General features: G+C 67.3%; 26 protein-coding genes. 13 read left to right on the top strand and 13 right to left on the bottom strand.

The genetic code is table 11. From position 1 onward, the window contains the following. Positions 1 to 330: 330 nt before the first annotated feature. Both BTE28158_RS13395 and BTE28158_RS13390 read right to left on the bottom strand, forming a co-directional pair. A complete protein-coding gene (locus BTE28158_RS13395) occupies positions 331 to 675 on the bottom strand; it encodes an MmcQ/YjbR family DNA-binding protein (protein WP_059600634.1) in 345 nt (114 codons plus the stop codon). 104 nt (positions 676 to 779) lie between these two features. Continuing rightward, the gene (locus BTE28158_RS13390; RefSeq protein ID WP_151048918.1) at positions 780 to 2,042 is read right to left on the bottom strand and encodes an MFS transporter; all 1,263 of its coding nucleotides are present in this window, start codon (positions 2,040 to 2,042) and stop codon (positions 780 to 782) included. A 194-nt stretch (positions 2,043 to 2,236) separates the two neighbouring features. Between BTE28158_RS13390 and gcvA the strand changes: the two genes are divergently transcribed. From gcvA to ettA, 3 genes are all read left to right on the top strand, one after another. Then, the gene (gene gcvA / locus BTE28158_RS13385) at positions 2,237 to 3,154 is read left to right on the top strand and encodes a transcriptional regulator GcvA (RefSeq protein ID WP_151048919.1); all 918 of its coding nucleotides are present in this window, start codon (positions 2,237 to 2,239) and stop codon (positions 3,152 to 3,154) included. Positions 3,155 to 3,243: 89 nt separating this feature from the next. Continuing rightward, positions 3,244 to 3,552 (top strand): DUF3761 domain-containing protein, encoded by a 309-nt coding sequence (locus BTE28158_RS13380; RefSeq protein ID WP_151048920.1) that lies wholly within the window; start codon positions 3,244 to 3,246, stop codon positions 3,550 to 3,552. Positions 3,553 to 3,741: 189 nt separating this feature from the next. Continuing rightward, positions 3,742 to 5,409: an energy-dependent translational throttle protein EttA gene (gene ettA / locus BTE28158_RS13375; protein WP_151048921.1), complete on the top strand. Its 1,668-nt coding sequence runs from the start codon at positions 3,742 to 3,744 to the stop codon at positions 5,407 to 5,409. A gap of 119 nt (positions 5,410 to 5,528) precedes the next feature. On the opposite strand, the gene BTE28158_RS13370 is transcribed toward ettA, so the two are convergent. The 4 genes from BTE28158_RS13370 to BTE28158_RS13355 all read right to left on the bottom strand — a co-directional run bounded on the left by BTE28158_RS13370 (position 5,529) and on the right by BTE28158_RS13355 (position 8,850). After that, positions 5,529 to 6,152 carry an HAD family hydrolase gene (locus tag BTE28158_RS13370; protein WP_151048922.1) on the bottom strand — a complete coding sequence of 208 codons (624 nt, stop codon included), beginning with the start codon at positions 6,150 to 6,152 and terminating at the stop codon, positions 5,529 to 5,531. Continuing rightward, positions 6,149 to 6,700 (bottom strand): cysteine hydrolase family protein, encoded by a 552-nt coding sequence (locus BTE28158_RS13365; RefSeq protein ID WP_059682192.1) that lies wholly within the window; start codon positions 6,698 to 6,700, stop codon positions 6,149 to 6,151. Before BTE28158_RS13365 ends, BTE28158_RS13370 begins: the two co-directional genes overlap by 4 nt. 62 nt (positions 6,701 to 6,762) lie before the next feature. Then, the gene (locus BTE28158_RS13360; protein ID WP_151048923.1) at positions 6,763 to 8,577 is read right to left on the bottom strand and encodes an aminopeptidase P family protein; all 1,815 of its coding nucleotides are present in this window, start codon (positions 8,575 to 8,577) and stop codon (positions 6,763 to 6,765) included. A gap of 18 nt (positions 8,578 to 8,595) precedes the next feature. Continuing rightward, positions 8,596 to 8,850: a hypothetical protein gene (locus tag BTE28158_RS13355; RefSeq protein ID WP_059449757.1), complete on the bottom strand. Its 255-nt coding sequence runs from the start codon at positions 8,848 to 8,850 to the stop codon at positions 8,596 to 8,598. A 171-nt stretch (positions 8,851 to 9,021) separates the two neighbouring features. On the opposite strand from BTE28158_RS13355, the gene BTE28158_RS13350 reads away from it, so the two are divergent. The 7 genes from BTE28158_RS13350 (at position 9,022) to BTE28158_RS13320 (ending at position 15,136) form a co-directional block, all read left to right on the top strand. Continuing rightward, positions 9,022 to 9,783 (top strand): response regulator transcription factor, encoded by a 762-nt coding sequence (locus BTE28158_RS13350; protein ID WP_059607892.1) that lies wholly within the window; start codon positions 9,022 to 9,024, stop codon positions 9,781 to 9,783. Positions 9,784 to 9,809: 26 nt separating this feature from the next. Next, positions 9,810 to 11,108: a glutamyl-tRNA reductase gene (gene hemA, locus BTE28158_RS13345; RefSeq protein WP_059607891.1), complete on the top strand. Its 1,299-nt coding sequence runs from the start codon at positions 9,810 to 9,812 to the stop codon at positions 11,106 to 11,108. Between the two features lie 93 nt (positions 11,109 to 11,201). Then, the gene (gene prfA / locus BTE28158_RS13340; protein ID WP_124629087.1) at positions 11,202 to 12,284 is read left to right on the top strand and encodes a peptide chain release factor 1; all 1,083 of its coding nucleotides are present in this window, start codon (positions 11,202 to 11,204) and stop codon (positions 12,282 to 12,284) included. Positions 12,285 to 12,291: 7 nt separating this feature from the next. Then, on the top strand, positions 12,292 to 13,134 hold the full coding sequence (gene prmC / locus BTE28158_RS13335; protein WP_059607889.1) for a peptide chain release factor N(5)-glutamine methyltransferase: 843 nt from the start codon (positions 12,292 to 12,294) through the stop codon (positions 13,132 to 13,134). A gap of 67 nt (positions 13,135 to 13,201) precedes the next feature. After that, positions 13,202 to 13,513, top strand: a complete 312-nt coding sequence (grxD, locus tag BTE28158_RS13330; protein WP_011883132.1) for a Grx4 family monothiol glutaredoxin — start codon at positions 13,202 to 13,204, stop codon at positions 13,511 to 13,513. A gap of 13 nt (positions 13,514 to 13,526) precedes the next feature. Beyond that, positions 13,527 to 14,123 carry a UbiX family flavin prenyltransferase gene (locus tag BTE28158_RS13325; protein WP_151048924.1) on the top strand — a complete coding sequence of 199 codons (597 nt, stop codon included), beginning with the start codon at positions 13,527 to 13,529 and terminating at the stop codon, positions 14,121 to 14,123. 221 nt (positions 14,124 to 14,344) lie between these two features. Continuing rightward, a complete protein-coding gene (locus tag BTE28158_RS13320; RefSeq protein WP_059607887.1) occupies positions 14,345 to 15,136 on the top strand; it encodes a DODA-type extradiol aromatic ring-opening family dioxygenase in 792 nt (263 codons plus the stop codon). Between the two features lie 108 nt (positions 15,137 to 15,244). Here the strand turns inward: BTE28158_RS13320 and BTE28158_RS13315 are convergent, their stop codons facing one another. After that, complete coding sequence (locus BTE28158_RS13315) at positions 15,245 to 16,843, bottom strand: APC family permease (RefSeq protein ID WP_124629094.1); 1,599 nt, start codon at positions 16,841 to 16,843, stop codon at positions 15,245 to 15,247. A gap of 420 nt (positions 16,844 to 17,263) precedes the next feature. Between BTE28158_RS13315 and BTE28158_RS13310 the strand changes: the two genes are divergently transcribed. Continuing rightward, complete coding sequence (locus BTE28158_RS13310) at positions 17,264 to 17,467, top strand: cold-shock protein (RefSeq protein ID WP_006477070.1); 204 nt, start codon at positions 17,264 to 17,266, stop codon at positions 17,465 to 17,467. A 102-nt stretch (positions 17,468 to 17,569) separates the two neighbouring features. On the opposite strand, the gene BTE28158_RS13305 is transcribed toward BTE28158_RS13310, so the two are convergent. The 3 genes from BTE28158_RS13305 to BTE28158_RS13295 form a co-directional block, all read right to left on the bottom strand. Continuing rightward, positions 17,570 to 18,820: an Hsp70 family protein gene (locus BTE28158_RS13305; protein WP_151048925.1), complete on the bottom strand. Its 1,251-nt coding sequence runs from the start codon at positions 18,818 to 18,820 to the stop codon at positions 17,570 to 17,572. Between the two features lie 245 nt (positions 18,821 to 19,065). After that, complete coding sequence (locus tag BTE28158_RS13300; protein ID WP_151048926.1) at positions 19,066 to 19,671, bottom strand: nitroreductase family protein; 606 nt, start codon at positions 19,669 to 19,671, stop codon at positions 19,066 to 19,068. Between the two features lie 158 nt (positions 19,672 to 19,829). Beyond that, positions 19,830 to 21,113, bottom strand: a complete 1,284-nt coding sequence (locus BTE28158_RS13295; protein ID WP_059607883.1) for an MFS transporter — start codon at positions 21,111 to 21,113, stop codon at positions 19,830 to 19,832. Between the two features lie 217 nt (positions 21,114 to 21,330). Between BTE28158_RS13295 and BTE28158_RS13290 the strand changes: the two genes are divergently transcribed. After that, on the top strand, positions 21,331 to 21,954 hold the full coding sequence (locus BTE28158_RS13290) for a TetR/AcrR family transcriptional regulator (RefSeq protein ID WP_059607882.1): 624 nt from the start codon (positions 21,331 to 21,333) through the stop codon (positions 21,952 to 21,954). Positions 21,955 to 22,036: 82 nt separating this feature from the next. Further along, positions 22,037 to 22,609, top strand: a complete 573-nt coding sequence (locus BTE28158_RS13285; protein WP_059692336.1) for a DUF1415 domain-containing protein — start codon at positions 22,037 to 22,039, stop codon at positions 22,607 to 22,609. Between the two features lie 55 nt (positions 22,610 to 22,664). On the opposite strand, the gene BTE28158_RS13280 is transcribed toward BTE28158_RS13285, so the two are convergent. The 3 genes from BTE28158_RS13280 to BTE28158_RS13270 form a co-directional block, all read right to left on the bottom strand. Beyond that, complete coding sequence (locus tag BTE28158_RS13280) at positions 22,665 to 23,555, bottom strand: class I SAM-dependent methyltransferase (RefSeq protein ID WP_151048927.1); 891 nt, start codon at positions 23,553 to 23,555, stop codon at positions 22,665 to 22,667. A gap of 89 nt (positions 23,556 to 23,644) precedes the next feature. After that, positions 23,645 to 24,778 (bottom strand): methyltransferase, encoded by a 1,134-nt coding sequence (locus BTE28158_RS13275; RefSeq protein ID WP_059607879.1) that lies wholly within the window; start codon positions 24,776 to 24,778, stop codon positions 23,645 to 23,647. 125 nt (positions 24,779 to 24,903) lie between these two features. After that, positions 24,904 to 25,398: an LEA/WHy family protein gene (locus BTE28158_RS13270; protein WP_151048928.1), complete on the bottom strand. Its 495-nt coding sequence runs from the start codon at positions 25,396 to 25,398 to the stop codon at positions 24,904 to 24,906. Positions 25,399 to 25,970 lie beyond the last annotated feature (572 nt).

Here is a 25,970-nt window from a genome sequence, read left to right as displayed (position 1 = left end):
GGTACGCGACGCAGTCTGCGAAGCTGCGGGTGCGATGCGGCACACGGGGCGCCGGCGCATCGCGTGCGCCCTTTCCGTCGGCTGTTGGTCAGCCGCCTTCGAAGCGAAGGAGTGTAAGCATCAAACGGTTCTTGACTAAGAACCAATTGAAGAATTTCGATGGAACCACTTGTTGCATCGATGCGAACCGATGCAACGCTTGGTCCGGTTCGGCGTCCGCTCATGAGCCGCCGGATCGGGAAACGCGCGGTGAGACATGCCCGCCCGACATCGCAACGGACGCATGCCGTCAAGGTGGTTTGTGTGCCGCGCAGGCGCTGCGCCGGATGCTCAGGTCGCGCCGCCCGGCCCTGCGTCCCGCCATTTGGCCGGCACGATCGCGCGCCATTCTCGCAGAAGCAGGTTTTTCACGGCGTCAGGATGCGCGGCCGACAAGCGCACCAGCACGATCGGCCAGCCCGCATAGTGATCGGTCACGTAATACACGTCGGGCTCCGATTCGATCAGCCACGCGCGCTCGTCGGGGCCGACGCCCCGCACGACGAGCGTGTCGCCGTCCTCGCGCAGGCGCGCGAGCATCTTGCCCTTCACCCTGAGTGCGGGCGTGCCGTACGACTTGCCTTCCTCGACACCCCGCCATGCCAGCACGACCTGCCGAACTTCGTCGAATGTCACGATGCGCCTCCGCCCGTTGGTGATCGACGTCCCGGACACCGTAGCGGAAATCGGGGATGGCGCCTAGCCGAGCGACGTCTGGCCGCGCGCCCGGCGACGCGCGTCTAGCGGCCCGCCGCGCACGCCGCCACCGGCGCGCGCCCCGTGGTGGCAACGATCGCGAACGCGATCGCATTCGCGGCCGCGCTGGCCAGGATCGGCACGAGATAGCCGCCGCCCGCGTCGTAGATGAAACCGGCGGCGGCAGGCCCGATCAGCGTGCCGAACGCGACGCTCGTGTACAGCATGCCGATGATCGCGCTCACGTTGCGGCCGCCGAAGTAGTCCATCACGACGGCCGGCAGCACGGCGACCCAGCCGCCGTAGAACACGCCGAACACGAGTGCGAACGCGGCCAGCGTCGCGACGCTTCCGGCACCGGCCCACGCCGAGAGCGCGGCCGCCATGCCTGCGAACATCGCGAGCAGCGACGCGCGGCGGCCGAAGCGGTCGGCGACACCGCCGAGGAAGAAGCGCCCTGCCGTGCTGCCGACGCCGATCGCGCCGAGCAGCAGCACGGCCGTCGACTGCGCGACGCCGTGATCGAGCGCGTACGGCACGAGATGCACGAACGGCACGAACACACCGAACGAGCAGACGAGGCATGCCGCATACAGGCTCGCGAACGGTCGCGACGTGACGGCTTCGCGCACGGTCGCGCCGGCGGACACCGATGAAGTGGCACCAGGCTGCCCGTCGCGCGATTGCGCACGCGCCGCATCGCCGTCGGGCAGCAATCCGCGCCCGCGGGGATCGTTCTCGATCAGCAGCGACATGCCCGCGCCCACCACTACCGCGATCGCCGCGAGGGTGACGTACGCGCCGCGCCAGCCGACGTGCGCGATCAGCGCGGATGCGAGCGGCGGCATCACGAGCGTGCCGACGCCGATCCCCGCGACCGCGAGCCCCGACGCGAATCCGCGCCGCCGCACGAACCAGCGTTGCACGGCGCCGACGGCCGGCACGTACGCGCAGCCGACGCCGAGGCCGACACCGAGCCCGTACGCGACATAGACCTGCAGCAGCGTATGCGCGGCACCGGCCGCCGCGAGACCCGCTGCCGTCAGCAACATGCCGGCGACGGCGAGCCGCCGCGAGCCGAAGCGATCGGCAAGCGGGCCGCTGACGATGCCGAAGCCGAAATACAGGAAGCCGGCCAGCGAGAACACGAGCGAGATCTGCCCGCGCGATGCCGCGAAATCACGCTGCAGCGATTCGACGAACGCGCTGAACGTGTACGCACTGCCGAAGCCGACGAACGTGACGGCGAATGCGGCCGCCACCACATACCAGCCGTAGAAGACGCGCGATGCGCGCAGGCTGCTCATGACGATCCTCCTTTCAGGTTCCGCCGGACGCCGCACGGCATCCGGATTGCCTCATGGATATAGTTGAACTATGTTGATCGCATCGACAGCGCAAAACCCGCTCACCACGGATACGATCGAATGCAACAACGGTACTCGTGCATGCTCGTCGCCTCAAACGATATTTCATCGGTCTTTCGCTTTAGAAAAACTCAATGATCCGTTCACGCCTTCCACCGCTCAACGCGTTGCGTGCGTTCGAGGCGGCCGCCCGCCACTTGTCGGTGAAATCGGCGGCCGAGGAGTTGTCGGTCACGCCGGGGGCGGTGAGCCAGATGATCCGCACGCTCGAGACGCATCTCGGCGTACAGCTGTTCGAGCGCGTGAATCGCGGCATCCTGCTGACCGCCGCGGGCCGCGACTACCTGCCGCCCGTGCGCAACGCGTTCCGGCAGATCGCCGACGCGTCGCAGCGTGTGTCGGGGGCCGCCGACAGCGGCGTGCTGACGGTGAGCGTCACTCCCTTTTTTGCGTCCGCGTGGCTCGTGCCGCGCCTCGCGCAGTTCCGCGACGCGTGCCCGGACGTCGACCTGCAGATCGTCACGAGCCACGCGCTCGCCGATTTCTCGCGCGACGGCGTCGACGTCGCGATCCGCCACGGTCTCGGCCGCTACATCGGGCTATGCAGCGAACGGTTGCTCACCGTGGAGATCGTCGCGTTGGCGGCGCCGGCACTCGTCGCGCGGCTGGGCCTTCCGGCCACACCCGCCGACCTGGCCGGATGGCCGCATCTGCACGACGCCGAGCGCAAGGGCTGGCACATCTGGTTCGACGCGCAGCGAATCGCTGATTTCGGCCCGCCGCGCGGCCCCGCGTTCGACGATTCCGGCCTGTTGCTGCAGGCGATCCTCGCCGGCCAGGGCGCCGGCCTGCTGCCGGCGGCGATGGTGCGCGACGAGCTCGCGAGCGGCCGGCTCGTGCAGCTTGCCGACGTCGCCTGGCTCGACGATTTCGCGTACTACCTCGTCTATCCGCCGCATCATGCGGAACGCGCGAAAGTCGCCGCGTTCCGCCGATGGATTCTCGAGGCCGCACAGGCCGACGGCGCGGCATCGATGACCGGCGCGGCGTAGCGTCGCTGCCCCGCTGGGCTGCGGCAACGATCTTCGGCCGATCGGCTAACATGCGGCCCGCACCCGACAACGACATCCGGAGAGCGACCATGCCTGCCCTGCTCCGCCGCATGACGCGCATCGCGACCCTGTCGGCCGCGCTGTTCGTCGCGTGTGCCGCCCTGCCGCCCGCGGCGCACGCGTACCGCGCGTCGCCCGGCTACGCTAACGAAGCCGACCTCGACCGGCACGACACGTACCGCAATCGCGACGGCGACACCGTCCATGCGCCGGCCCGTTCGAAATCGGGCCGCGTGCCCGAGGGCGCGAGCGCGCGCTGCCGCGACGGCACGTACAGTTTCAGCCGCCATCGGCGCGGCACCTGCTCCGAGCACGGCGGCGTCGCCGCGTGGCTGTGAACGCGGGTCGGCCGGATGGCCTGCGCGGTGCCAGCGGCAGCCGGCGGCGAAGTACAATACGCGCTCGCGCCGCCAACCCGCGGCGACACCGCCGCGCCCCGCGCGGCACGCTCCGTACCGAATTTCCCGACGCCACGCACGCCCGCGAGCTGCGCGGCCGTCTCAACCTTTTCTGACTTTCACACCCAAATGGCCCAATACGTTTTCACGATGAACCGGGTCGGCAAGATCGTGCCGCCCAAGCGCCAGATCCTGAAGGACATCTCGCTGTCGTTCTTTCCCGGCGCGAAGATCGGCGTGCTCGGCCTGAACGGCTCGGGCAAGTCGACGCTGATCCGCATCATGGCGGGCGTCGACAAGGACATCGAAGGCGAAGCGACGCCGATGCCGAATTTGAACATCGGCTACCTGCCGCAGGAACCGCAGCTCGACCCGACGAAGACGGTGCGCGAAGCCGTCGAGGAAGGCCTTGGCGACCTGTTCCAGGCGAACAAGAAGCTCGAGGAAATCTACGCCGCGTATGCGGAACCGGACGCCGACTTCGACGCGCTCGCGGCCGAGCAGGCGAAGTACGAAGCGATCCTCGCGTCGAGCGACGGCGGCAGCCCCGAGCAGCAGCTCGAAGTGGCCGCCGACGCGCTGCGCCTGCCGGCGTGGGACGCGAAGATCGAGCACCTGTCGGGCGGCGAAAAGCGTCGCGTCGCGCTGTGCAAGCTGCTGCTCGAGAAGCCGGACATGCTGCTGCTCGACGAACCGACCAACCACCTCGACGCCGAATCGGTCGACTGGCTCGAGCAGTTCCTGGTGCGTTTCCCGGGCACGGTCGTCGCCGTCACCCACGATCGCTACTTCCTCGACAACGCGGCCGAGTGGATTCTCGAACTCGACCGCGGCCACGGCATTCCGTGGAAGGGCAACTACAGCAGCTGGCTCGACCAGAAGGAAGAGCGCCTGAAGCAGGAAGAAGCGTCTGAATCGGCGCGCCAGAAGGCGATCAAGAAGGAACTGGAGTGGGTGCGCCAGAACCCGAAGGGTCGCCAGGCGAAATCGAAGGCGCGTATCCAGCGCTTCGAGGAGCTGAACAGCCAGGAATACCAGAAGCGCAACGAAACGCAGGAAATCTTCATTCCGGTCGGCGACCGCCTCGGCAATGAAGTGATCGAGTTCAAGAACGTCAGCAAGTCGTTCGGCGACCGCCTGCTGATCGACAACCTGAACTTCAAGATTCCGGCCGGCGCGATCGTCGGCATCATCGGCCCGAACGGCGCCGGCAAGTCGACGCTGTTCAAGATGCTGACCGGCAAGGAACAACCGGATTCGGGCGAAGTCGTGCTTGGCCCGACCGTGAAGCTCGCGTACGTCGACCAGAGCCGCGACGCGCTCGACGGCTCGAAGACGGTGTTCGAGGAAATCTCGGGCGGCGCCGACGTGCTGACGGTCGGCAAGTACGAAACGCCGTCGCGGGCGTACATCGGCCGCTTCAACTTCAAGGGTGGCGACCAGCAGAAGATCGTCGGCAACCTGTCCGGCGGCGAACGCGGCCGCCTGCACCTGGCGAAGACGCTGATCTCCGGCGGCAACGTGCTGCTGCTCGACGAACCGTCGAACGACCTCGACGTCGAAACGCTGCGCGCGCTGGAAGACGCGCTGCTCGAATTCGCGGGCTCCGTGATGGTGATCTCGCACGATCGCTGGTTCCTCGACCGTATCGCGACGCACATCCTCGCGTTCGAAGGCGATTCGCAGGTCACGTTCTTCGACGGCAACTACCAGGAATACGAAGCCGACAAGCGTGCGCGTCTCGGCGAGGAAGCCGCGAAGCCGAAGCGTCTGCGCTACAAGCCGATCAGCCGCTGAACGGAGCAGCCCGGGCACCCGGCCACGCGGAGCCGGATGCAGAAAGCGGCCGCTGCCGGCTCCGCAAAACGAAAAAAGCGGGCTCGTGGCCCGCTTTTTTTCATCCGTCTGCCGGAAGACTACGCGAGCGCGCCCAGCTCGCGCAAACGCGCCTCGGTCGCGGCCGCGCTCGTGTGATGAATGCCGTGCCAGCCGAGCGCCGTCGCGGCCGCCGCGTTCTTCGCATTGTCGTCGATGAACACGAGTTCGTGCGGCGCGATGCCCGGCAGGAACGGATCGATCCGCGCATGCATTTCACGGTAGATCGCCGGATCGGGTTTCACGAGTTTCACGCGGCCCGACACGACGATGTCCTTGAAGCGCCGCAGCACCGTGAAGTTGTCCCACGCATACGGAAACGTCTGCGCGGACCAGTTGGTCAGCCCGAAGAGCGGCATTCCCTGCGCGTCGAGCCGGTCGACGAGCGCGGCGCCTTCGTCGAGCACGCCGCCGATCATCTCGTGCCAGCGCGCGTAGAACGCGCGGATCAGCGCTTCGTGCGCCGGAAACTTCGCGACGAGCTCGCTCGTCCCTTCGTCGATCGTCTGCCCGCCGTCCTGCCGGATCACCCACTCCATCGCGCACACATGCGTGAGGAACCACCGGCGCTCGGCTTCGTCCGGAATCAGTTGCCGGTACAGATACTCGGGGCTCCAGTCGATCAGCACGCCGCCGAAATCGAACACCACCGCCTTGATCGTCATGCGAACTCCGCGGCGAGCACGTCGGCAAGCGGACGCGGCGTCACCGAATTGCCCGACAGCGTATTGTTTTCCCACACGAAGTGGTGATGCGCGACGATCTGTGCGGCCGACAGGTGCGTGCGCTCGTTCGTCGTGTGCAGGTCGGACACGACGGTCGTCCGATAGCCGAGCAGTGCCGCGCGGCGCGCAGCCGAATCGACACAGAACTCGGTCGCATAGCCGCAGATCAGCACCGAGCGGATGCCGTGGCCGTCGAGCTGCGCGGCGAGCGGCGTGTCGTGGAACGAATCGCTCATCTGCTTGCGGATGCGCCAGTCGGCACGACCGACAATCAGTTCCTCGTGCAGTTCCCAGCCGGGCGTGCCGGGAACGATATCGTCGTCCGCGTCGCCGTCGTGCTGCACGAAGCACACGGGCGCGTTCGCCGCGCGCGCCGCCGCCGTCAGCCGGTTGATGCCCGACACGACGTCGTCGAGCCGGTACGCGGGCCGCGCCCGCTGCACCAGTCCGCGCTGCATGTCGATCACGATCACTGCGGTGTCTGCCATCGGTTGCCCTCTCGATCATGGTCCGGCCGTCGTGCGGCCGTTGTCGCTCGTTGCGCCTGGCGTCAGATCGGCTGCGTGCGCGCGTCGAGCCACGCCTTCGCATCGCCGCTCACGTGCCGGCCGACGCGCTCGCGCACGGTCGCGTGATACGTGTTCAGCCACGCGCGCTCCTCTTCATGCAGCATCTCGACCAGCACGCAGCGCGTGTCGATCGGACAGAGCGTCAGCGTCTCGAACGCGAGGAAGTCGCCGAACTCGGTCTGCCCGCCCGCGCGGTTCACGACCAGGTTCTCGATCCGGATGCCCCATTTGCCGGGCCGATACACGCCCGGCTCGATCGACGTGATCATCCCCTCTTCCATCGCGGTGTACGGCTCGGCCGGCGCGTAGTGCGAGATGACCTGCGGGCCCTCGTGCACGTTCAGGAAGTAGCCGACGCCGTGGCCGGTGCCGTGACCGTAGTCGAGCCCGGCCGCCCACATCGGCGCGCGCGCGATCGCGTCGAGCATCGGCGAGCGGATGCCGCGCGGGAAGCGCGCACGCGACAGCGCCATCATCGACTTCAGCACGATCGTGAAATCGCGGCGCTGCAGATCGCTGACGGTGCCGACCGGCACGACGCGCGTGATGTCGGTCGTGCCGGTCACGTATTGGCCGCCCGAATCGACGAGCAGCAGGCCGTCGCCGGCGATCGTCGCGTGCGACTCGGGCGTCGCGCGATAGTGCGGCATCGCACCGTTCGCGTTGAAGCCGGCGATCGTCGCGAAGCTCGGCGACACGTAGCCGGGGCGCCGTGCGCGCGCGGCAGTGAGCTGCTCGTCGATCGTCAGCTCGGTGATCGTCTCGCGGCTCACCGCCCGCTCGAACCACGCGAAGAATTCGGCGAGCGCGGCGCCGTCGTGCTCCATCGTCACGCGCACGTGCTCGATCTCGGCGGACGTCTTGCGCGATTTCGCGAACGTCGACGGGTTCACGGCCTCGACCAGCTTCACGCCGGCCGGCACGGCCTCGAGCGTGCCGAACGTCACGCGGCGCGGGTCGATCAGCAGCGTCGCGCCGTCGGGCAGCGCCGCGAGCGCCGCGCGCGCGGCGTCATACGCGCGAACGTCGACGCCGTCCCGCGCGAGCGACGCGGCCAGCGCCGGCGACACCTTGCCTTCGGCGACGAACAGCGTCGCGCGATCGGCGCCGATCATCGCGTGTGCGACGAACACCGGGTTGAAGTTGACGTCGGCGCCGCGCAGGTTGAACAGCCACGCGAGATCGTCGAGCGTCGACACGAAATGCCATTGCGCGCCCTGCGCGTGCATCGCGCGGCGCACTTCGGCGAGCTTGCTTGCGCGCGTCGTGTCGGCCTGCGGCGCCACGTGCTCGAACACCGCGTCGCCCGGCAGCCCCGGGCGCTCCGGCCAGATCGCGTCGAGCAGGTCGAGATCGGTGCGCAGCGCGATGCCGCGCGCGTTCAGCGCGGCCGTCAGCGCGCGTGCCGCCGCGACGCCGAGCACGGCGCCGTCGACACCGACCGTCGCCCCGGCCGGCACGTTCTGAGCGAGCCAGTCGACATGCGGCGCGCTTTGCTGGCCGCCCGTCATCTTCATCAGCTGGACGCCCGTGCCGGCGAGTTCCGCCTCGGCCTGCACCCAGTAACGGCTGTCGACCCACAAGCCCGCGAAATCCGCAGTCACGACCAGCGTGCCGACCGAGCCCGTGAAACCGGACAGCCAGCGGCGCGCCTGCCAGCGTTCGGGCAGGTACTCGGACAGGTGAGGATCGGCGGACGGCACGAGATAGGCGGCCAGGTCCTCGCGGACCATCGCACCGCGCAGCAGCGCGAGGCGGGCCGGCACCGACGAGACTTCGGGGAGACGGGCATTCATGATTTCACCTGAGAGCTTTCAGCGACGGGCAGACACCGCGACCGTCACGGCTACGGCGAGGAACGCGACACCGGTGCAGACCGGCCATTCGAGCGTTTCGCCATCGTAAAACAGTCCAGAGAGATTGCCGGCCATGCGCGCGGCGGCGGCGCCTGCGATGCCGACCAGCACCGCGATCCACCATGCCGGCCGGCCCGTGCGCCGCATCGGATGCAGCCACCGGCCGAACAGCCCGACGGCCGCTCCCAGGACAAGGATTCCAAACCAGTTCATTCGACGCCTTCTATAAATTCAGATTCGTCCCATAGGCGTGAACGTTGCCAGCGACTAGCATCGATTCATCCATCGAACCCGAGACCAGCCGGGCGCCGCGAACATTCGAGTGTAGGGGCCGACCCGACGTTATGGCAAGCGCGCTCCGGCAGCCGTATTGAAGAAATCCTCATGCGAATCGCCCTGATCGATCCGGAAGCACGTCATGCTGCGCTCCTGAACCGCCTCCTCTTCGCCGGCGGTCACGTGTGCCACACGTTTCCGTCCAGCACCGCGTTCTTCGAGTGGCTCGCCACCGACACCTGCGACATGCTGATCACCTGCAATTGGGCCGGCGATCAGCCGGCCGAGGAGGTCATTCCGCGTGCGCAAGCGATCCTGCCCGGCCTGCCGGCCATCGCCGTGATGCAGCTGCCGCGCGAAAGCGAAGTCGTGTCATGCCTGCACGCAGGCGCCGACGACTGCCTCGTGCGCCCGGTGAGCGGGCCCGAGCTGCTCGCACGGGTGAATGCGCTGAGCCGGCGCGCTGGCGTCCGGCGGCCGCCGAATCGCTCCCGCGAAATGTATGGAGAATACGCATTCGATGCGACCCACGGCCTCGTGCGCTTCGGCGACGTGGTCGTCTCGCTGACGCCGAAGGAGTTCCGCTTCGCGCAACTGCTGTTCGCGAACCTGTCCCGGCCCGTGTCGCGCGCCCATATCCTCGAAACCGTGTGGGCCCGCCGCCGCGACATGAAGTCGCGCACGCTCGACACGCACGCGTCCCGGCTGCGCAGCAAGCTGCAGTTGCTTCCGGAGCATGGCTACCGGCTTCTGCCGCTCTACGGCTACGGCTATCAGCTCGACCGCGTGCCGATCGAGCCCCCAAATTCGAGGCCGCGCCACGCTGATGCCCGGTATGCCGCGAGTGAGGAAATCACCGAAACGCTATAATATGGCGCTAAACGATAGCCCTCGATATGCAACTCCTCACGATCGGAATCAATCACCACACTGCGCCTGTCGCCCTGCGCGAACGCGTGGCGTTTCCGCTCGAGCAAATCAAGCCGGCTCTCGTCACGTTCAAGAACGTGTTCCTCGGCCCCCAGGCGCCCAATTCGCCCGAAGCGGCGATTCTCTCCACCTGCAACCGCACCGAACTCTATTGCGCGACCGATGATCGGGCCGCACGCGAGGGGGCGATTCGCTGGCTGTCGGAGTACCACCGGATTCCGGTCGACGAGCTCGCACCGCACGTCTACGCGCTGCCACAGTCGGAAGCCGTCCGGCACGCATTCCGCGTCGCGTCGGGCCTCGACTCGATGGTGCTCGGCGAAACGCAGATTCTGGGCCAGATGAAGGACGCGGTGCGCACCGCGACCGAAGCCGGCGCGCTCGGCACCTACCTGAACCAGCTGTTCCAGCGGACGTTCGCCGTCGCGAAGGAAGTGCGCGGCACGACCGAGATCGGCGCGCAGTCGGTGTCGATGGCCGCCGCGGCCGTCCGCCTCGCGCAGCGCATCTTCGAAAAGGTATCGGATCAGCGCGTGCTGTTCATCGGCGCCGGCGAGATGATCGAGCTGTGCGCGACGCACTTCGCCGCGCAGAGCCCGCGCGAGCTCGTCGTCGCGAACCGCACGGCCGAACGCGGCCAGCGGCTCGCCGAACGCTTCAACGGCCGCGCGATGCCGCTGTCGGATCTGCCCGCCCGCATGCACGAATTCGACATCATCGTGTCGTGCACCGCGTCGACGCTGCCGATCATCGGCCTCGGCGCGGTCGAACGCGCGGTGAAGGCACGCCGCCATCGGCCGATCTTCATGGTCGACCTCGCGGTGCCGCGCGACATCGAGCCGGAAGTCGGCAAGCTGAAGGACGTGTTCCTCTACACCGTCGACGATCTCGGCGCGATCGTGCGCGAAGGCAACGCATCGCGCCAGGCCGCGGTTGCGCAAGCCGAGACGATCATCGAGACGCGTGTGCAGAATTTCATGCAGTGGCTCGACACGCGTAGCGTCGTGCCGGTGATTCGTCACATGCATACGCAGGCCGACGCGCTGCGCCGCGCGGAAGTCGAGAAGGCGCAAAAGCTGCTCGCGCGCGGCGACGATCCGGCGGCAGTCCTCGAAGCGCTGTCGCAGGCGCTCACCAACAAGCTGATCCACGGCCCGACGAGCGCGCTCAACCGCGTGAACGGCGCCGACCGCGATTCGCTGATCGACCTGATGCGCGGCTTCTACCAGCACGCGCCGCGCTCGAACGACCAGTCTGGCCACTAGCGCCGGCCGGTTGCTCTGCCGCCGGCCGGTCGTTGTCCCGCCGCCGGCCTATCCTTTCCGAATACCCTTGCCCCGGGAGCGCCGCTCCACACCATGAAGACGAGCATGCAACGCAAGCTCGACCAGCTGTCCACACGGCTGGCCGAACTGAACGACCTGCTGAGCCGCGAAAACGTCACGGCCGATCTCGACCAGTACCGCAAGCTGACGCGCGAACATGCGGAACTCGGCCCGGTCGTCGAGCAGTACGCGCTGTGGCGCCAGTCGCGCAACGACGAAACCGCCGCGCAGGAGCTGCTCGCCGATCCGTCGATGCGCGATTTCGCCGAAGACGAGATCCGCAGCGCGCGCGAGAGCATGGCCCGCCTCGAGGTCGAACTGCAGAAAATGCTGCTGCCGAAGGATCCGAACGACGACCGCAACATCTTCCTCGAAATCCGCGCGGGCACGGGCGGCGACGAATCGGCGCTGTTCGCGGGCGACCTGCTGCGCATGTACCTGCGCTTCGCGGAACGCCAGCGCTGGCAGGTCGAGATGATGTCGGAGAGCGCGTCGGATCTCGGCGGCTACAAGGAAGTGATCGTGCGGATCGCGGGCCAGGGCGCGTATTCGCGCCTGAAGTTCGAGTCGGGCGGCCATCGCGTGCAGCGCGTGCCGGCGACCGAGACACAGGGGCGCATCCATACGTCCGCGTGCACGGTCGCGGTGATGCCGGAAGCCGACGAGATCGGCGAAGTCGAGATCAATCCGGCCGACCTGCGGATCGACACGTTCCGCGCATCCGGCGCGGGCGGCCAGCACATCAACAAGACCGATTCGGCGGTGCGCGTCACGCACATCCCGACCGGAATCGTCGTCGAATGCCAGGACGACCGTTCGCAGCACAAGAACAAGGATCGCGCGCTGAAGGTGCTTGCCGCACGCATCAAGGACAAGCAGTATCACGAGCAGCACGCGAAGGAAGCCGCGACGCGCAAGAGCCTGATCGGCTCCGGCGACCGCTCGGAGCGGATCCGCACTTACAACTTCCCGCAGGGCCGGATGACCGACCACCGGATCAACCTGACGCTGTACCGGCTCGAGGCGCTGATGGACGGCGATCTCGACGAACTGATCAGCGCGCTCGTCAGCGAGCACCAGGCCGAACTGCTCGCGTCGCTCGGCGACGCCGACTGAGATCGCGATGCCCGACACCACCGCCGACGATCTGCTGCGCGCGTCGCCGCTCGACGCGGTCGATGCGCGCGTGCTGCTCGCGCACGCGCTCGGCTGGACCCGCACGCAACTGATCACGCGCGGCGACGTGCCGCTCGACGCTGCCGCGGTCGAACGCTATCGCGCGCTCGAAGCGCGCCGCGTAGCCGGCGAGCCGGTCGCGCAGCTCGTCGGGATGCGCGAGTTCTTCGGCCGGCCGTTCGACGTGACGCCCGATGTGCTGATCCCGCGCCCCGAAACCGAACTGCTCGTCGAAGCCGCGCTCGACGCGATCGACGGACGACCGCATCCGACGGTGCTCGACCTGGGCACCGGCAGTGGCGCGATCGCCGTGTCGATCGCCGCCGAACGGCCCGATGCGCGCGTGTGGGCGCTCGACCGTTCGCCGGCCGCGCTCGCAGTCGCGCAACGCAACGCGAACAAGCTGCTCGACGCGCGCCGCCCCGGCGGCCCGCTGCACTGGCTGCAGAGCGACTGGTACGCCGCGCTCGATCCGGCACTCGCGTTCGACACGATCGTCAGCAACCCGCCGTACATCGCGCAGCACGATCCGCACCTCGCGCAGGGCGACCTGCGGTTCGAGCCGCGCGGCGCGCTCACCGACGATGCCGACGGTCTCAGCGCGATCCGCACGATCGTCGCGGGCGCCGGCGCCTACCTGAGACCCGGCGGCACGCTATGGATCGAGCACGGCTACGACCAGGCCGAAGCCGTGCGCGCCTTGCTCGTGTCACGCGGCTTCATTTCGGTCCAGTCGCTCGCCGATCTGGCCGCGATCGAACGCACGACGGGTGGCCGCCTGCCCGGCTGATGGCCGGCCCGCCCGGTTGAAATCCGCTATCATTTCGTTCTAACGCCCCGCAAACGCAAGGTCAGTCATGGACACCCAACAACGTATCAAGCAAATCGTCGACGAAAACCAGGTCGTGCTCTTCATGAAGGGCAACGCGCAATTCCCGATGTGCGGCTTCTCGGGCCGCGCCGTGCAGGTGCTGAAGGCCTGCGGCGTCGACCAGTTCAAGACGGTCAACGTGCTGGAGGACGACGAAATCCGCCAGGGCATCAAGGAATTCTCGAACTGGCCGACCATCCCGCAGCTGTACGTGAAGGGCGAATTCATCGGCGGGTCGGACATCATGATGGAGATGTACCAGTCCGGCGAACTGCAGCAACTGTTCGCCGCCGCGTAACGCCCCCTTCCCGATGGCATCTCCCAGTGCGCCGCCACGCCGGCTGATCGTCGCGATCACCGGCGCCACCGGTGCAGTCTATGGCGTGCGGCTGCTCGAATTGCTGCGCGCCGCCGGCGGCGTCGAAACGCATCTGCTGGTTTCGAACGCCGGCTGGCTCAATATCCAGCATGAACTGAAGCTGCCCAAGGCCGAGGTCGAAAGCCGGGCGGATGTCGTGCATTCGGTGCGCGATGTCGGCGCGACGATCGCATCCGGTTCGTTCGCGACCGATGGCATGGTGATCGCGCCCTGCTCGATGAAGACGCTCGCGAGCGTCGCGCACGGCCTGTCGGACAACCTGATCACGCGTGCAGCCGACGTCACGCTGAAGGAACGCCGCCGTCTCGTGCTGATGGTGCGCGAAACGCCGTTCAACCTCGCGCATCTGCGCAACATGACCGCCGTGACCGAAATGGGCGGCATCGTGTTTCCGCCGCTACCCGCGTTCTATGCGATGCCGAAGACGATCGAGGAACTCGTCGACCAGACCGCCACCCGCGTGCTCGACCTGTTCGCACTCAGTGCACCGATGACGGCGCCGTGGGCCGGCATCAGGCCGGCAGGGTAAGCCGCTCGACACGGCGCTCCGGCGTCGTTCTTCACGCATCTTCGCTGATTCGGCCGTCTTCCCGCTCGATCCGGCAACCTCGAGCCCTCGCCTGCCGCCGAACGCCCGAAGCCGGCCGAATTATCAACTCACACGATTCAATCAAATTCCGCCAAGCCGATTTATCAATAATTGGTGTGCGTCTATAGTCACAGGCAAATCCCTTTTGCAGGCTCCCCACCATGAACCGCTTGCCCTCGCTTTACCTGTCCCACGGCGCCCCTACCCTGCCGATCGACCCGACACTGCCGTCCGGTGCGTTCACGCACCTCGGCGCCGAATTGCCTCGCCCGCGCGCGGTGCTGATGTTGTCCGCGCACTGGGGCACGCAACAGCCGGTCGCGAGCGTGGCCGCGCATCCTGAAACGATCCACGACTTCTACGGCTTCCCGCGCGCGCTGTACGAAATCCGGTACCCGGCACCCGGCGCGCCCGAGGTCGCCGAACGGGCGGCCGCGCTGCTGAACGCGGCCGGCATCGCGACCGCGACGACCGAGCACGGCCTCGACCACGGCGCGTGGGTGCCGATGCTGCTGATGTTCCCGGAGGCTGACGTGCCCGTCGCGCAGTTGTCGATCCAGCCCCGCGCGGACGCAGCCCATCACTTCGCGCTCGGCCGCGCGCTGCGGCCGCTGCGCGACGAAGGCGTGATGGTGATCGGCTCGGGCCAGATCACGCACAACCTGCGCGCGGCCGATTTCAGCGCGGCGCCCGAGGATGCGGACCCGCGCGTCGCGGAATTCACCGACTGGTTCGAGGCGAAGCTCGCCGCGCGCGATGTCGACGCGCTGCTCGACTATCGCCGGCAGGCGCCGCACGCGGCGCTGATGCATCCGACCGACGAACACCTGCTGCCGGTGTTCACCGCGCTCGGCGCGGCCGACGACGACTATCAGCTCGGCATCCAGTCGCTCGGCACGTATCAACGCGTGCTCGCGATGACGAACTACGTGTTCGCGAGCGCAGCCGCCTGAATCCGGCGACAAAGCCGGCGGCCGCAAACAAAAAGCCCGCCCGAGCAGCGCTCGGACGGGCTTTTTTTACGCTTTCCGCCACCGCCGATTCCGGTGGCGAGTCACGCGTCAGGCACCGACCCCTTCGAGGATCTCGTCGTGCGACTCGCGCTCGTCGAGATACTGCGTCCGGTAGCCCGTATTCACGCCCCAGAAGTAGAACACCAGCGAGATGGCCGCGACGATCAGCATGTCCCAGCCGTACGGCAGCACGCCGTGACCGCCGAACTCCTTGCTGCCGATCAGCGACAGCACGGCCATCGTCGGCAGGTACGCGACCAGCCACCACGCGGCCTTCAGGTCGGCGCCCCAGCCGGTCCAGCCCGACTTCGCCTGGAAGTAGAAATACACCGGCAGCGCGACGATCATCAGCAGGATGATTTCGCCCGTCAGCGGCCACTTCGCCCAGTACAGGATCAGCGACGCGCAGACGAACGCGAACGGTGCAATCAGCTTCATCAGCGGGATCGACAGCGGACGCTCGATGTCGGTCGCCGCGCGGCGCAGCGCCATCAGGCTGATCGGGCCGGTCAGGTACGAGATGACCGTCGCGACCGAGATCACCGCCGCGAGCGAGCTCCAACCGCGGAAGAAGAACAGGAAGATGAACGACACGAGCAGGTTGAACCACATCGCCTGGCGCGGCACACCGTAGATCGGATGCACGTTGCCGAACATCTTCGGCATCGTGTTGTTGCGCTCCATCGCGTAGATCATGCGGGTGGTCGTCGCCATGTAGGTCGTACCGGTGCCGCTCGGGCTGATGAACGCGTCGACATACAGCAGGATCGCGAGCCAGTTCAGGTTCAGCGCGATCGCGAGTTCCGCGAACGGCGACGAGAAGTTGAAGTGCGACCAGCCCTTTGCGACGTCGGCCGGATTCACCGAGCCGATGTACGCCATCTGCAGCAGCACGTAGATCACGAGTGCGATCAGAATCGAAGAGATCACCGCGAACGGCACGCTGCGCGACGGATTGCGCGCTTCACCGGCCAGGTTCACCGGGCTCTGGAAGCCGTTGAACGCGAACACGATGCCGCTCGTCGCGACCGCGGTCAGCACGGCCGACCAGCCATACGGCGCGAAGCTCGCATTCGACGCGGTGCCGAGGTTTTCCGGGTGGAAGCTCGACAGCATCAGGCCAAGGATCGTGAGGCCGGGGATCAGGAACTTGAAGATCGTGATCGCGGTGTTCGCACGCGCGAACGCCTTGACGCCCCAGTAGTTCAGCATGAAGTAGATGACGACCAGCACGGCGGATAGCAGCAGGCCGGGTGTCGTCAGCTCGCCGTTCACGAACAACGCGTGCGCCCACGGATACGGCCACGTGCTCATGTACTGGATCGATGCTTCCGCTTCGATCGGAATCACCGATACGATCGCGATCCAGTTCGCCCACGCGCTGATGAAGCCCACCAGCGAACCGTGCGAGTAGCGCGCGTAGCGCACCATGCCGCCCGACTCGGGGAACATCGCGCCCAGTTCGGCATACGTCAGTGCAATCGCGAGAATCACGACCGCGCCGATGATCCATGCGCAAATCGCTGCCGGGCCGGCAATCTTCGCAGCCTTCCAGGCGCCGAACAGCCAGCCCGAGCCGATAATCGAACCCAGCCCCGTCAGCATCAGTGCAAACGGGCCGATGTTCCGTTGAATAGAACTCTTCACATCCTCTCCTATGTCTCAAAAAGCATGGTCGGCCTGCTGTCCGGGATCGGCTCGGATAGCACCGCGCATGCAATTTTGGGGGGAAGGATCACCCGATCGGGGCAACCCTTCCGCGCGGCGCGTAGTTTAACGGTTGCACCTGCAAGTTGGCGCCAAAATCGTTCGGCCCCTACAAAAAATTCGCATCGTTTGCAAGGTTTGTAAACCTGAACCCCGCAATAACCCTGAGTGCATGGAAATACGGTTGACCGCGCGACCGAATAGCCGTATAAACAACGTTGCAGGATTTCAAGCGGCGAGTGAATTGGTTCTTTCGTAGTTCGCCCATCAACGGTACTCCGGTTGGTCCTATTACCCCCTTCCTTGATTTTCCGCACCCATGGGCCTCGGCCCCGTTTTATCTTTTTAGGAACAAGTAACATGGCAACCGGTACCGTCAAGTGGTTCAATGACGCAAAGGGCTTCGGCTTCATCACCCCGGAAGGCGGCGGCGACGATCTGTTCGCGCACTTCTCGGAAATCCGCGTCGAAGGCTTCAAGACGCTGCAAGAAAACCAGAAGGTTGAATTCGAAGTGAAGACGGGCCCGAAGGGTCTGCAAGCTGCGAACATCCGTCCGGTCTAAGTTCGGCGCGATATTTCGTGTAAAAAAGCCCCGCTTCGGCGGGGCTTTTTGTTTTCCGGCGCGGGCCGCCTTGCGGCCATCGCCGACCCGAATGGCCTTCGCTCAGCCGAACAGCCGCTGCGCGTGGATGCCGAGCCCGGTCGCGACGCTCGCGAGGCGATCGCCGAACACCGGCTGCGCGTCCGGAAATGCACCGGCGAGCGCACCCGACAGGAACGCGAGCCCGGTCGAGCCGCCGGTGAAATACAGCGCGCCGACATCGCGCGGCGCGATGCCCGCAAGCCGTACCGTTTCGCGCGCGGCATCGACGATGCGCGCGGTGTCGTCGACGCTCGCATCGACGAGACGTTCGGCGTCGAACGCGATCTGCAGATCCTCTTCCACGTCGTTCAGGTCGATCATCGTCTCCCCGCCCGCCGCCACGCCGATCTTCGCTTCTTCCGCGCGCGCCATCAGCGCATGCCCGAGCCGTTGCTCGACCACGCGCGTGAGCCGGTCGTACTGCCGTACGTCCTGGTACAGATGCTTCATCAGCTTCAGCTCGCCCAGCCGCTTCGGCGTGTAGACCGTGTTGATCAGGTGCCAGGTCGCCAGGTCGAAGTAGATCCGGTTCGGCAGCTCGCGCCCCTCGGGATCGAGCGCGCGGTAGCCGAACGCGGGCAGGATCGCCGCCAGCTCGACGCGGCGGTCGTAATCGGTGCCCGCGACGTGCACGCCGTGGTGAGCAAGCACGTCGTCCTTGCGTTCGAGGCGCGCCATCCGCTCCGGCCCGACGCGCACCAGCGAGAAGTCGGACGTGCCGCCGCCGATGTCGGCGACCAGCACGAGCCGCTCGGCCTGCTGGCGCGACTCGTAGTCGAACGCGGCCGCGATCGGCTCGTACTGGAAATGCACGTCCGTAAAACCGACCGACTGCGCGGCCGCTTCGAGCTGGTCCTGCGCGAGGCGGTCGGCGCGCGCATCGTCGTCGACGAAGAACACCGGCCGGCCGAGCACCGCGCGCCCGATCGGCGCGCCGGCGCGCGCTTCGGCCTTGCGCTTCAGGTGCGTCAGGAAACGCGCGATGATCTCCGTGTACGCCATCGCGCTGCCGTCGCCGAGATCGGTCGTGGTTTCCGCGAGCGGCGAGCCGAGGATGCTCTTCATCGAGCGCATCAGGCGGCCGTCGAAACCGTCGATATAGGAGGCCAGCGCCGCGCGGCCGTACTCGACCGTCTGCTCGTCGTTGTTGAAGAAGATCGCGGTGGGCAGCGTCAGGTGGTCGCCCTCGACGGGCGCGAGGCGCATGCCATCGCCGTCGGGCAGCGCCACGGCGGAATTGGACGTGCCGAAATCGATCGCGCAGTAAGTCATGGGAAGTTGCCGCAGCAGGGCCGGCGCGAAAACGGAAAGGACGGGCTTTTTATCATGAAGCCCGCCGGATCACAACCGGATCGCCCACCGATGCCGGCGCAACCGGCCCGGGGTCGCGATCAGGCGCACCCGCGGCGCACCTGCGACGGGTGCGGACGGGTCATCCAGCGCCACCACGCCGCCCGCGTGCTGCGCGCGCAACTGCCGCGGACAGCGTGCTCGACGAGCGCCTGCCCGATTGCGGATCAGGCTGCGGCGTCGAAACCCTTCTTCCAGGCGCCCGCATAGACGACTTCGCCGATCGCATGACGCGTGCGCGGCGCCTTTTCGCGATCGCGCAGCACCGGATCGAGTTTGTCTACGTTGCCGTAGTGGCCGAGCGAGATGATCGCCGGAATCGCGACGTCGGCCGGAATCTCGAATGCGTCGCGGAACGCCTTCGCGTCGAAGCCGCTCATCTGGTGTGCAGCAAGACCCAGCGCGTGCGCCTGCAGCACCAGCGACATCGCGGCCGCGCCCGCGTCGTACAGCGCGGTCGGCGCCGGCTCGCCCTTCGGTGTGAGCGTGTGCGCGGTCACGGCGATGAGCACTGGCGCCGGCGCGTTCCAGCCCTGGTTGAACGGCACCAGCGTCGCGAATGCGCGCTTGAACGCCGCTTCGTCCTGCGTGCGATCGAACACGACGAAGCGCCACGGTTGGGCGTTGTACGCGGACGGCGCCCAGCGAGCGGCTTCGAGCACCGCGTGCAGATCGGCGGCGCTGATCGGCTCGTCCGAGTACGCGCGCGGGCTCCAGCGGCCGGCGATCAGGTCGTGAATCGAAACAGTGGTGGGAGCAGGTTTGACGGACATGCGGTTCCTCGCTGACATCGATGAAGGGGCGCGAACGCCCGGCGAACCGAAAGCATAACCGCTCGAGGCGTCACGCGCCCGATCATCCCGCGCAATGCAAATCACGGATCCCGCATTGACCGGCCGCACCCGTGCATGGGCCGGCCGAAGCGCCGCGCTCAGGCGGCCTGCGCGGCCGCGCGGGACGGGCCGCGGTTGATCCGCAGCACGATCAGCGCGCCGATGATGCAGAGCCCGCCCGAGATCATCGACGCTATCGTATAGGTGCCGAGGCTCGCACGCAGCAGCCCCGCGCCGAGCGCCGCGAACGCCGCGCCGAGCTGGTGGCCGGCGACGATCCAGCCGAACACGACCGGCGCCGCGGCCTTGCCGAACACGTCGGTGGCGAGCCGCACCGTCGGCGGCACGGTCGCGATCCAGTCGAGCCCGTAGAACATCGCGAACAGCGGCAGCCCGAAGAAATCGATGCCGAACGCATGCGGCAGGTAGATCAGCGACAGCCCGCGCAGCCCGTAGTACCAGAACAGCAGCACACGGTTGTCGTAGCGGTCGGACAGCCAGCCCGACAGCGTCGTGCCGAACAGGTCGAATACGCCCATCGCGGCGAGCAGCGATGCACCCTGCACTTCGGTCATCCCATAGTCGCTGCACATCGCGATCAGGTGCGTGCCGACATAGCCGTTGGTGCTCGCGCCGCAAATGAAGAAGCTGAAGAACAGGAGCCAGAAGTCGCGCGAGCGGCTCGCCGTCAGCAGCGTGCGGAACGCGACCGCGAGCGGGTTCTCCTTCGTCGCGTCAGGCGCGGCCGGCGCGTCGGCCGGCTCGCCGTAGGGGCGCAGCTTCACGTCGGCCGGCCGCTCGGGCAGCAGGAACGCGACCAGCGGAATCACGATCGCGGCCGCCACCGCGACGACCAGCACGACCGGCCGCCAGCCATGACGCTGCGCGATCGCCGCGAGCATCGGCAGGAACACGAGCTGACCGGTGGCCGTGCTCGCTGTGAGGATGCCCATCACCAGGCCGCGCCGCGCATGGAACCAGCGCGTGACGAAGGTCGCCGACAGCGTCAGCGCGACGACGCCGGTCGAGCAGCCGACCATCAGGCCCCAGATCACGACCATCTGCCAGCTCTGCGTCATCATCGACGACAGCGCGACGCCCGCGCTCATGGTCACCAGCGCAGTCAGGATCGTCGGCCGCAGCCCGAAGCGCTGCATCGCGGCGGCCGCGAACGGGCCCGTCAGGCCGTACAGCGCAATGTTCACCGAAATCGCCAGCGAAATCGCCGCGCGGCTCCAGCCGAGTTCGCGCTCGAGCGGCACCATCAGCACGCTCGGTGTCGCACGCGTGCCGGCCGCGGCCAGCAGGATCAGGAAAACCACCGCCGCCGCGAGCCATCCATAGTGGAAACGCCCGCCGATTCGTGTCACTGCCCAGTTCATGTCGTCGCTCTCCAATTGGCGGCCCGGCACCCGCGCGCCGGCCCCGCGTCACCACCAGGCCACCTCCGCCGCATGCTGCATCGGCCGACCGGGGCCGATACCTGGCATTTGTCTGTCGACCCGGCCGGCATTGTTACCGCTCGGTCACAAGTGTGTTGCGATCGTAGTGACCAGTCGGTAACATGTCAAGCAATTCATCACGCAGTCGAGGGTCATCATGTCGGGCATCGAGGCCGCCAACAAGCCGCCGGCACGTCGCACGCGCCAGCCGATCGCCGCGGCCGCCGCGCAGGAACACCTGCTGCGCGCCGCCGAGGAGCTGTTTTACAAGGAAGGGGTGCGCGCGGTCGGCGTCGAAGCGGTCGTGGAACGCGCGGGCGTCAACAAGATGAGCCTGTACCGCCAGTTCTCGTCGAAGGACGAGCTGATCCTCGCGTATCTCGAACGGATGGATGCGTGCTTCTTCGAGCGCCTCGATTCGAGCGTCGCGAAGCATCCCGGCCAGCCGAAGGCGCAGTTGATCCAGTATTTCGTCGATCTCGCGGAGCGCGCGACGCAGAAGGACTATCGCGGCTGCCCGTTCGTCAACGTCGCGGCCGAATTCCCCGATGCGTCGCATCCGGCGCGCGAACGCGTCGCGCAAAACAAGGAGCGGCTGATGAAGCGGTTCGTCGAGCTATGCGAAGGCGCAGGCGCCCGGCAGCCGAAAGCGCTGGCCGATGCGCTCGCGCTCGTGGTCGAGGGCATCTACGCGGCCAGCCAGACCTACCGGCACGGCGAAACGCCGATCGGCACCGCGCCCGCGCTGGTCACGCAACTGATCGAAGCCGCCTGCGCGTGACAGGCGGCGCACGCCCGAACCCCGCGTGCCCGCTCCCGCTACAATGCGGCCCTCGCTTCCGCCTTGCCCGACTGCCCTCGCCATGACCGATACCCGCCCCGATTCGCACGACGACATCCTCGCCGCCACGCGGCACTGGCTCGCGCGCGCGGTGATCGGGCTCAATCTGTGCCCGTTCGCGAAGAGCGTCTATGTGAAGGAGCAGGTGCGCTATGCGATCAGCGAAGCGACGACGCTCGAGGACGCGCTCGCCGACCTCGAAACCGAGTTGCGCGCGCTCGAAGCGGCGGATCCGCAGCAGGTCGACACGACGCTCGTGATCTATCCGCGCGCGTTCGCTGATTTCGTCGACTACAACGACGCGCTGTTCTTCGCCGACCGGCTCGTGCGGCAACTGCGGCTCGACGGCGTGCTGCAGATCGCGAGCTTCCATCCCGAGTACCGGTTCGAAGGCAGCGAAGCCGACGACATCGAGAACTACACGAACCGCGCGCCGTATCCGATCCTGCACCTGCTGCGCGAGGACAGCATCGCACGCGCGGTCGACGCGTTCCCGGACGCGTCCGCGATCTACGAGAAAAACCAGGAAACGCTGCGCCGCCTCGGCCACGACGGCTGGCGTGAATGGATGCGCCGGCCGGGCGACGACGTCTGACGCGTCGCGCGCCGGCCGTCCGCCGCGCGGCAAACGGGCCGCGAGTCGGCCTGCCTCAGTCCGGGTCCTGCTCGACAGCCTCGCCCGCCGCCGCCGCGGGCGCCGGCGCGAAGAAGCGCTCGTTCAGTTCGGCGAGCCCGAACATGCCGAGGATCTCGTTCAGCCGCTCGCCGGGCTTGCGGCGCGGCAGGTTCTTGTACTGCGCGATGATCAGCTCGTTCTTCATCGAATGCTCCCAGCCGACCAGCTCGGTCACGCTGACCTGATAGCCGTGCGCCTCGAGCTGCAGGCAGCGCAGCACGTTGGTGATCTGGCTGCCGAATTCGCGCGTATGCAGCGGATGCCGCCACACTTCGGTCAGCGCGTTCGCGAGCGACTTGCCCTTGTTCCTGCGCAGCACGCCCGCGACTTCCGCCTGGCAGCACGGCACCAGCACGATGTGCTGCGCGCGCTTCGCGAGCGCGAAGCGGATCGCATCGTCGGTTGCCGTGTCGCATGCATGCAGCGCGGTGACGACATCGACCGTTTCGGGCAGCTTCGGCGACGTGATCGAATCGGCGACCGACAGGTTCAGGAACGACATGCCGCCGAATCCGAGTCGCGCGGCGAGTTCGGTGGAACGCGCGACGAGCTCCTCGCGCGTCTCGATCCCGTATACGTGCGACGCGAATGCCGGCGTGCCGTGCCCCGGCTGCTGCTTGAAGAACAGGTCGTACAGGATGAAGCCGAGATACGACTTGCCGGCGCCGTGATCGACGAGCGTCACGCTGCCCTTGTCCGCCTGCACGCTCGCGAGTAGCGGCTCGATGAACTGGAACAGGTGATAGACCTGCTTCAGCTTGCGGCGGCTGTCCTGGTTCAGCTTGCCGTCGCGGGTGAGGATGTGCAGCTCCTTCAGCAGCTCGATGGACTGCTCCGGACGGATTTCGTAGGTCTTGTTCGACATCGTGAAGCGTCGCCGGGCCACGGTCGGTCGACCACGGCCCGGCGGCGGGAATTCGTGAGGAATGGCGACAGTTTACCGAAAATACGCGATCAGGCTCGCGCACCGAGCCGCCAGAGCGACGTGACCTCGGCGCGGCGTGCCGCGTGCAGCGGGTCGTCCGCGTCGGCCGACTTGGGGTGCGCGGGGCGGATGTCTTCGCGGCCGAGCACGACGAGACCGGCTTCGTCGATCCATTGCAGCAGCGTATCGCGCGGCCGCAGGCCGAGATGTTCGGCGAAATCGGACAGGATCAGCCAGCCTTCGCCGCCCGGTTCGAGATGGTCGGCGAGCCCCGCGAGGAAACCGCGCAGCATGCGGCTGTCGGGATCGTAGACCGCGTATTCGATCGGCGCGCTCGGACGGGCCGGCACCCACGGCGGGTTGCAGACGACGAGCGGCGCGCGGCCGGCCGGAAACAGGTCGGCTTCGACGACCTCGACGCGCTCGGCATGACCGAGCCGCGCGACGTTCTCGCGAGCGCACGCGAGCGCGCGCGGATCCTGATCGGTCGCGACGATGCGCTCGACACCGCGCGACGCGAGCACGGCCGCGAGCACGCCGGTGCCCGTGCCGATGTCGAACGCGAGCGACGTCGCGGGCAGCGGCGTGCGCGCGACGAGTTCGACGTATTCGCCGCGCACCGGCGAAAACACACCGTAATGCGGATGGATCAGCGCGCCGCCGAGCGCCGGAATCGGCACGCCCTTCTTGCGCCATTCGTGCGCGCCGACGAGGCCGAGCAGCTCGCGCAGCGACACGACCGACGGCGCGCCGCCCGGGCCGTATGCTTCCTCGCACGCTGCACGCACGTCGGGCGCGCGGCGCAGCGGGATCGTGTAGTCGGCGTCGAGCGGGATCAGCAGCATCCCGAGCGTGCGGGCACGCTGCGATTGCGCGAGGCGATGCAGGTTGAATGCGTCGACGCCCACCGCGGCCTTCGCCTTCTTCGGCTTGCGTTCGACGCGGCGCGCCATCGCCTGCACGAGCTGGCGCGCGTTCTGGAAGTCGCCCTGCCAGACGAGCGCGGTGCCCTCGCACGCGAGGCGGTACGCGGCGTCGGCGGTGAGGCGGTCGTCGGCGGGCACGGCGCGCCTGGGCGGCTGCACGCCGGCTTCGGAGCGCCAGCGCACGGCATGTTCGGCGCCGTCGGCGTCGGTCCAGTGGAAAACGGGGAAATCGGTCACGCGAGCTCGGCTACGGTTGGCTTCAGACAGGCGGCGCCACAGGAGCGCGCCGCGCGGACCACACCATACCGCGCTTTGCCCGCGCGGCAAAGCGCGGGCGACCGCCCTGGCATTGCGCAGGCAGCCTACCCGCCCCACCCCGGCATCGCCGGCATGCGCAACGTGCCCGCATCGCGGAAATGCACGCTGCCGAGCACGCCGCCCGCGAGCCGGCCGCGCAGCGCGTACGGCAGCTCGCCGTTGGCCGCCGCGCCGGGCAGGTTCCACGCCTGCCGCGCGGCGGCGAACGCCGACACCGAAACGGGCACGTCGATCACGGCCTCGCCGAAGCGCGGCACGATGCCCGCGCGATCGCTCACGCCGCTCGCGAACGGCGTGCCGTTCAGTTCGAGTGCGACCGAGATGCCGTCGTATTCGATCGGCGTGTCATTCGGGTTCTGCACGCGCAGTTTCAGGCTGAAGCGCATCTCGAGGCCCTGGCCGACGAGCGGATCGAGCCCGGCGACGGTCACGCTCACCGGCTCGCGCGTCAGACCCGCGCAACCGCCGAGCACGAAGACGGCGGCGAACAGCAGCAGCATGGCGCGCAGCGGCGCGATATGGAACAGGGCTCGTGGCATGGGCTGGCCTCCTTGCGGCAATCGATTTGACGGACCGTCGCTGCATTGTACCGAGCGCGCCACGCTCCACCCTGATTCGTAGTTTCCGCGCACCGCCGAGATCGTTAATAGATTAAAACTACGAAAACAAACAGTCGAATGGAAAGCGAATTAATGCCTTCCAGCATTCAATGGTGCGCAAAAAATTCAATCGAATCACTTTCTAATTTTTTCGTTTCCTTTACCCAAAACCATCAAGTATATTTACGCATCCTTCGAGCAGGCCGACAAACCTTCAAGCCGCATGACGGCGATTTTACGGAACGGCGACACGCCGTCCTTCCGTCCTGCGGCCTTGCACGGCCAGCCCCGTGGGTCGTCGGTTCAAAGGGAATGCACGCCCGCGCAGGGCGGGCGGCCCCGTGTCGTGCGCGCGAAATCAATTCAGTACAACACGCGCCCGGCCAGTTTGAACCGGCAAGTTAACCGACATCCGGAAACACAGAGGGGGCAGTAAACCATGATTACCTTCACGTAGTCGGCCGGCCGTCTTTTCGAATAATCCGTCATTGGCATTTCTCGTCGCTGTTGAT

Source organism: Burkholderia diffusa (assembly GCF_902499115.1).
GTDB lineage: Bacteria > Pseudomonadota > Gammaproteobacteria > Burkholderiales > Burkholderiaceae > Burkholderia > Burkholderia diffusa.
Note: the sequence above shows the minus strand (reverse complement) of the source record. Positions and strands in the feature narration are given on the sequence as shown.

Bases quoted from the DNA above. Each gene is read 5' to 3' on its own strand.
- BTE28158_RS13380 (WP_151048920.1), top strand. From the start codon at position 3,244: ATGCCTGCCCTGCTCCGCCGCATGACGCGCATCGCGACCCTGTCGGCC.
- grxD (WP_011883132.1), top strand. From the start codon at position 13,202: ATGGACACCCAACAACGTATCAAGCAAATCGTCGACGAAAACCAGGTC.
- gcvA (WP_151048919.1), top strand. From the start codon at position 2,237: ATGATCCGTTCACGCCTTCCACCGCTCAACGCGTTGCGTGCGTTCGAG.
- BTE28158_RS13280 (WP_151048927.1), bottom strand. From the start codon at position 23,555: ATGTCGAACAAGACCTACGAAATCCGTCCGGAGCAGTCCATCGAGCTG.
- prfA (WP_124629087.1), top strand. From the start codon at position 11,202: ATGAAGACGAGCATGCAACGCAAGCTCGACCAGCTGTCCACACGGCTG.
- BTE28158_RS13300 (WP_151048926.1), bottom strand. From the start codon at position 19,671: ATGTCCGTCAAACCTGCTCCCACCACTGTTTCGATTCACGACCTGATC.
- BTE28158_RS13365 (WP_059682192.1), bottom strand. From the start codon at position 6,700: ATGGCAGACACCGCAGTGATCGTGATCGACATGCAGCGCGGACTGGTG.
- BTE28158_RS13325 (WP_151048924.1), top strand. From the start codon at position 13,527: ATGGCATCTCCCAGTGCGCCGCCACGCCGGCTGATCGTCGCGATCACC.
- BTE28158_RS13270 (WP_151048928.1), bottom strand. From the start codon at position 25,398: ATGCCACGAGCCCTGTTCCATATCGCGCCGCTGCGCGCCATGCTGCTG.
- BTE28158_RS13350 (WP_059607892.1), top strand. From the start codon at position 9,022: ATGCGAATCGCCCTGATCGATCCGGAAGCACGTCATGCTGCGCTCCTG.
- BTE28158_RS13355 (WP_059449757.1), bottom strand. From the start codon at position 8,850: ATGAACTGGTTTGGAATCCTTGTCCTGGGAGCGGCCGTCGGGCTGTTC.
- BTE28158_RS13320 (WP_059607887.1), top strand. From the start codon at position 14,345: ATGAACCGCTTGCCCTCGCTTTACCTGTCCCACGGCGCCCCTACCCTG.
- BTE28158_RS13390 (WP_151048918.1), bottom strand. From the start codon at position 2,042: ATGAGCAGCCTGCGCGCATCGCGCGTCTTCTACGGCTGGTATGTGGTG.
- BTE28158_RS13310 (WP_006477070.1), top strand. From the start codon at position 17,264: ATGGCAACCGGTACCGTCAAGTGGTTCAATGACGCAAAGGGCTTCGGC.
- BTE28158_RS13290 (WP_059607882.1), top strand. From the start codon at position 21,331: ATGTCGGGCATCGAGGCCGCCAACAAGCCGCCGGCACGTCGCACGCGC.
- hemA (WP_059607891.1), top strand. From the start codon at position 9,810: ATGCAACTCCTCACGATCGGAATCAATCACCACACTGCGCCTGTCGCC.
- BTE28158_RS13295 (WP_059607883.1), bottom strand. From the start codon at position 21,113: ATGAACTGGGCAGTGACACGAATCGGCGGGCGTTTCCACTATGGATGG.
- BTE28158_RS13370 (WP_151048922.1), bottom strand. From the start codon at position 6,152: ATGACGATCAAGGCGGTGGTGTTCGATTTCGGCGGCGTGCTGATCGAC.
- ettA (WP_151048921.1), top strand. From the start codon at position 3,742: ATGGCCCAATACGTTTTCACGATGAACCGGGTCGGCAAGATCGTGCCG.
- BTE28158_RS13360 (WP_151048923.1), bottom strand. From the start codon at position 8,577: ATGAATGCCCGTCTCCCCGAAGTCTCGTCGGTGCCGGCCCGCCTCGCG.
- prmC (WP_059607889.1), top strand. From the start codon at position 12,292: ATGCCCGACACCACCGCCGACGATCTGCTGCGCGCGTCGCCGCTCGAC.
- BTE28158_RS13285 (WP_059692336.1), top strand. From the start codon at position 22,037: ATGACCGATACCCGCCCCGATTCGCACGACGACATCCTCGCCGCCACG.
- BTE28158_RS13305 (WP_151048925.1), bottom strand. From the start codon at position 18,820: ATGACTTACTGCGCGATCGATTTCGGCACGTCCAATTCCGCCGTGGCG.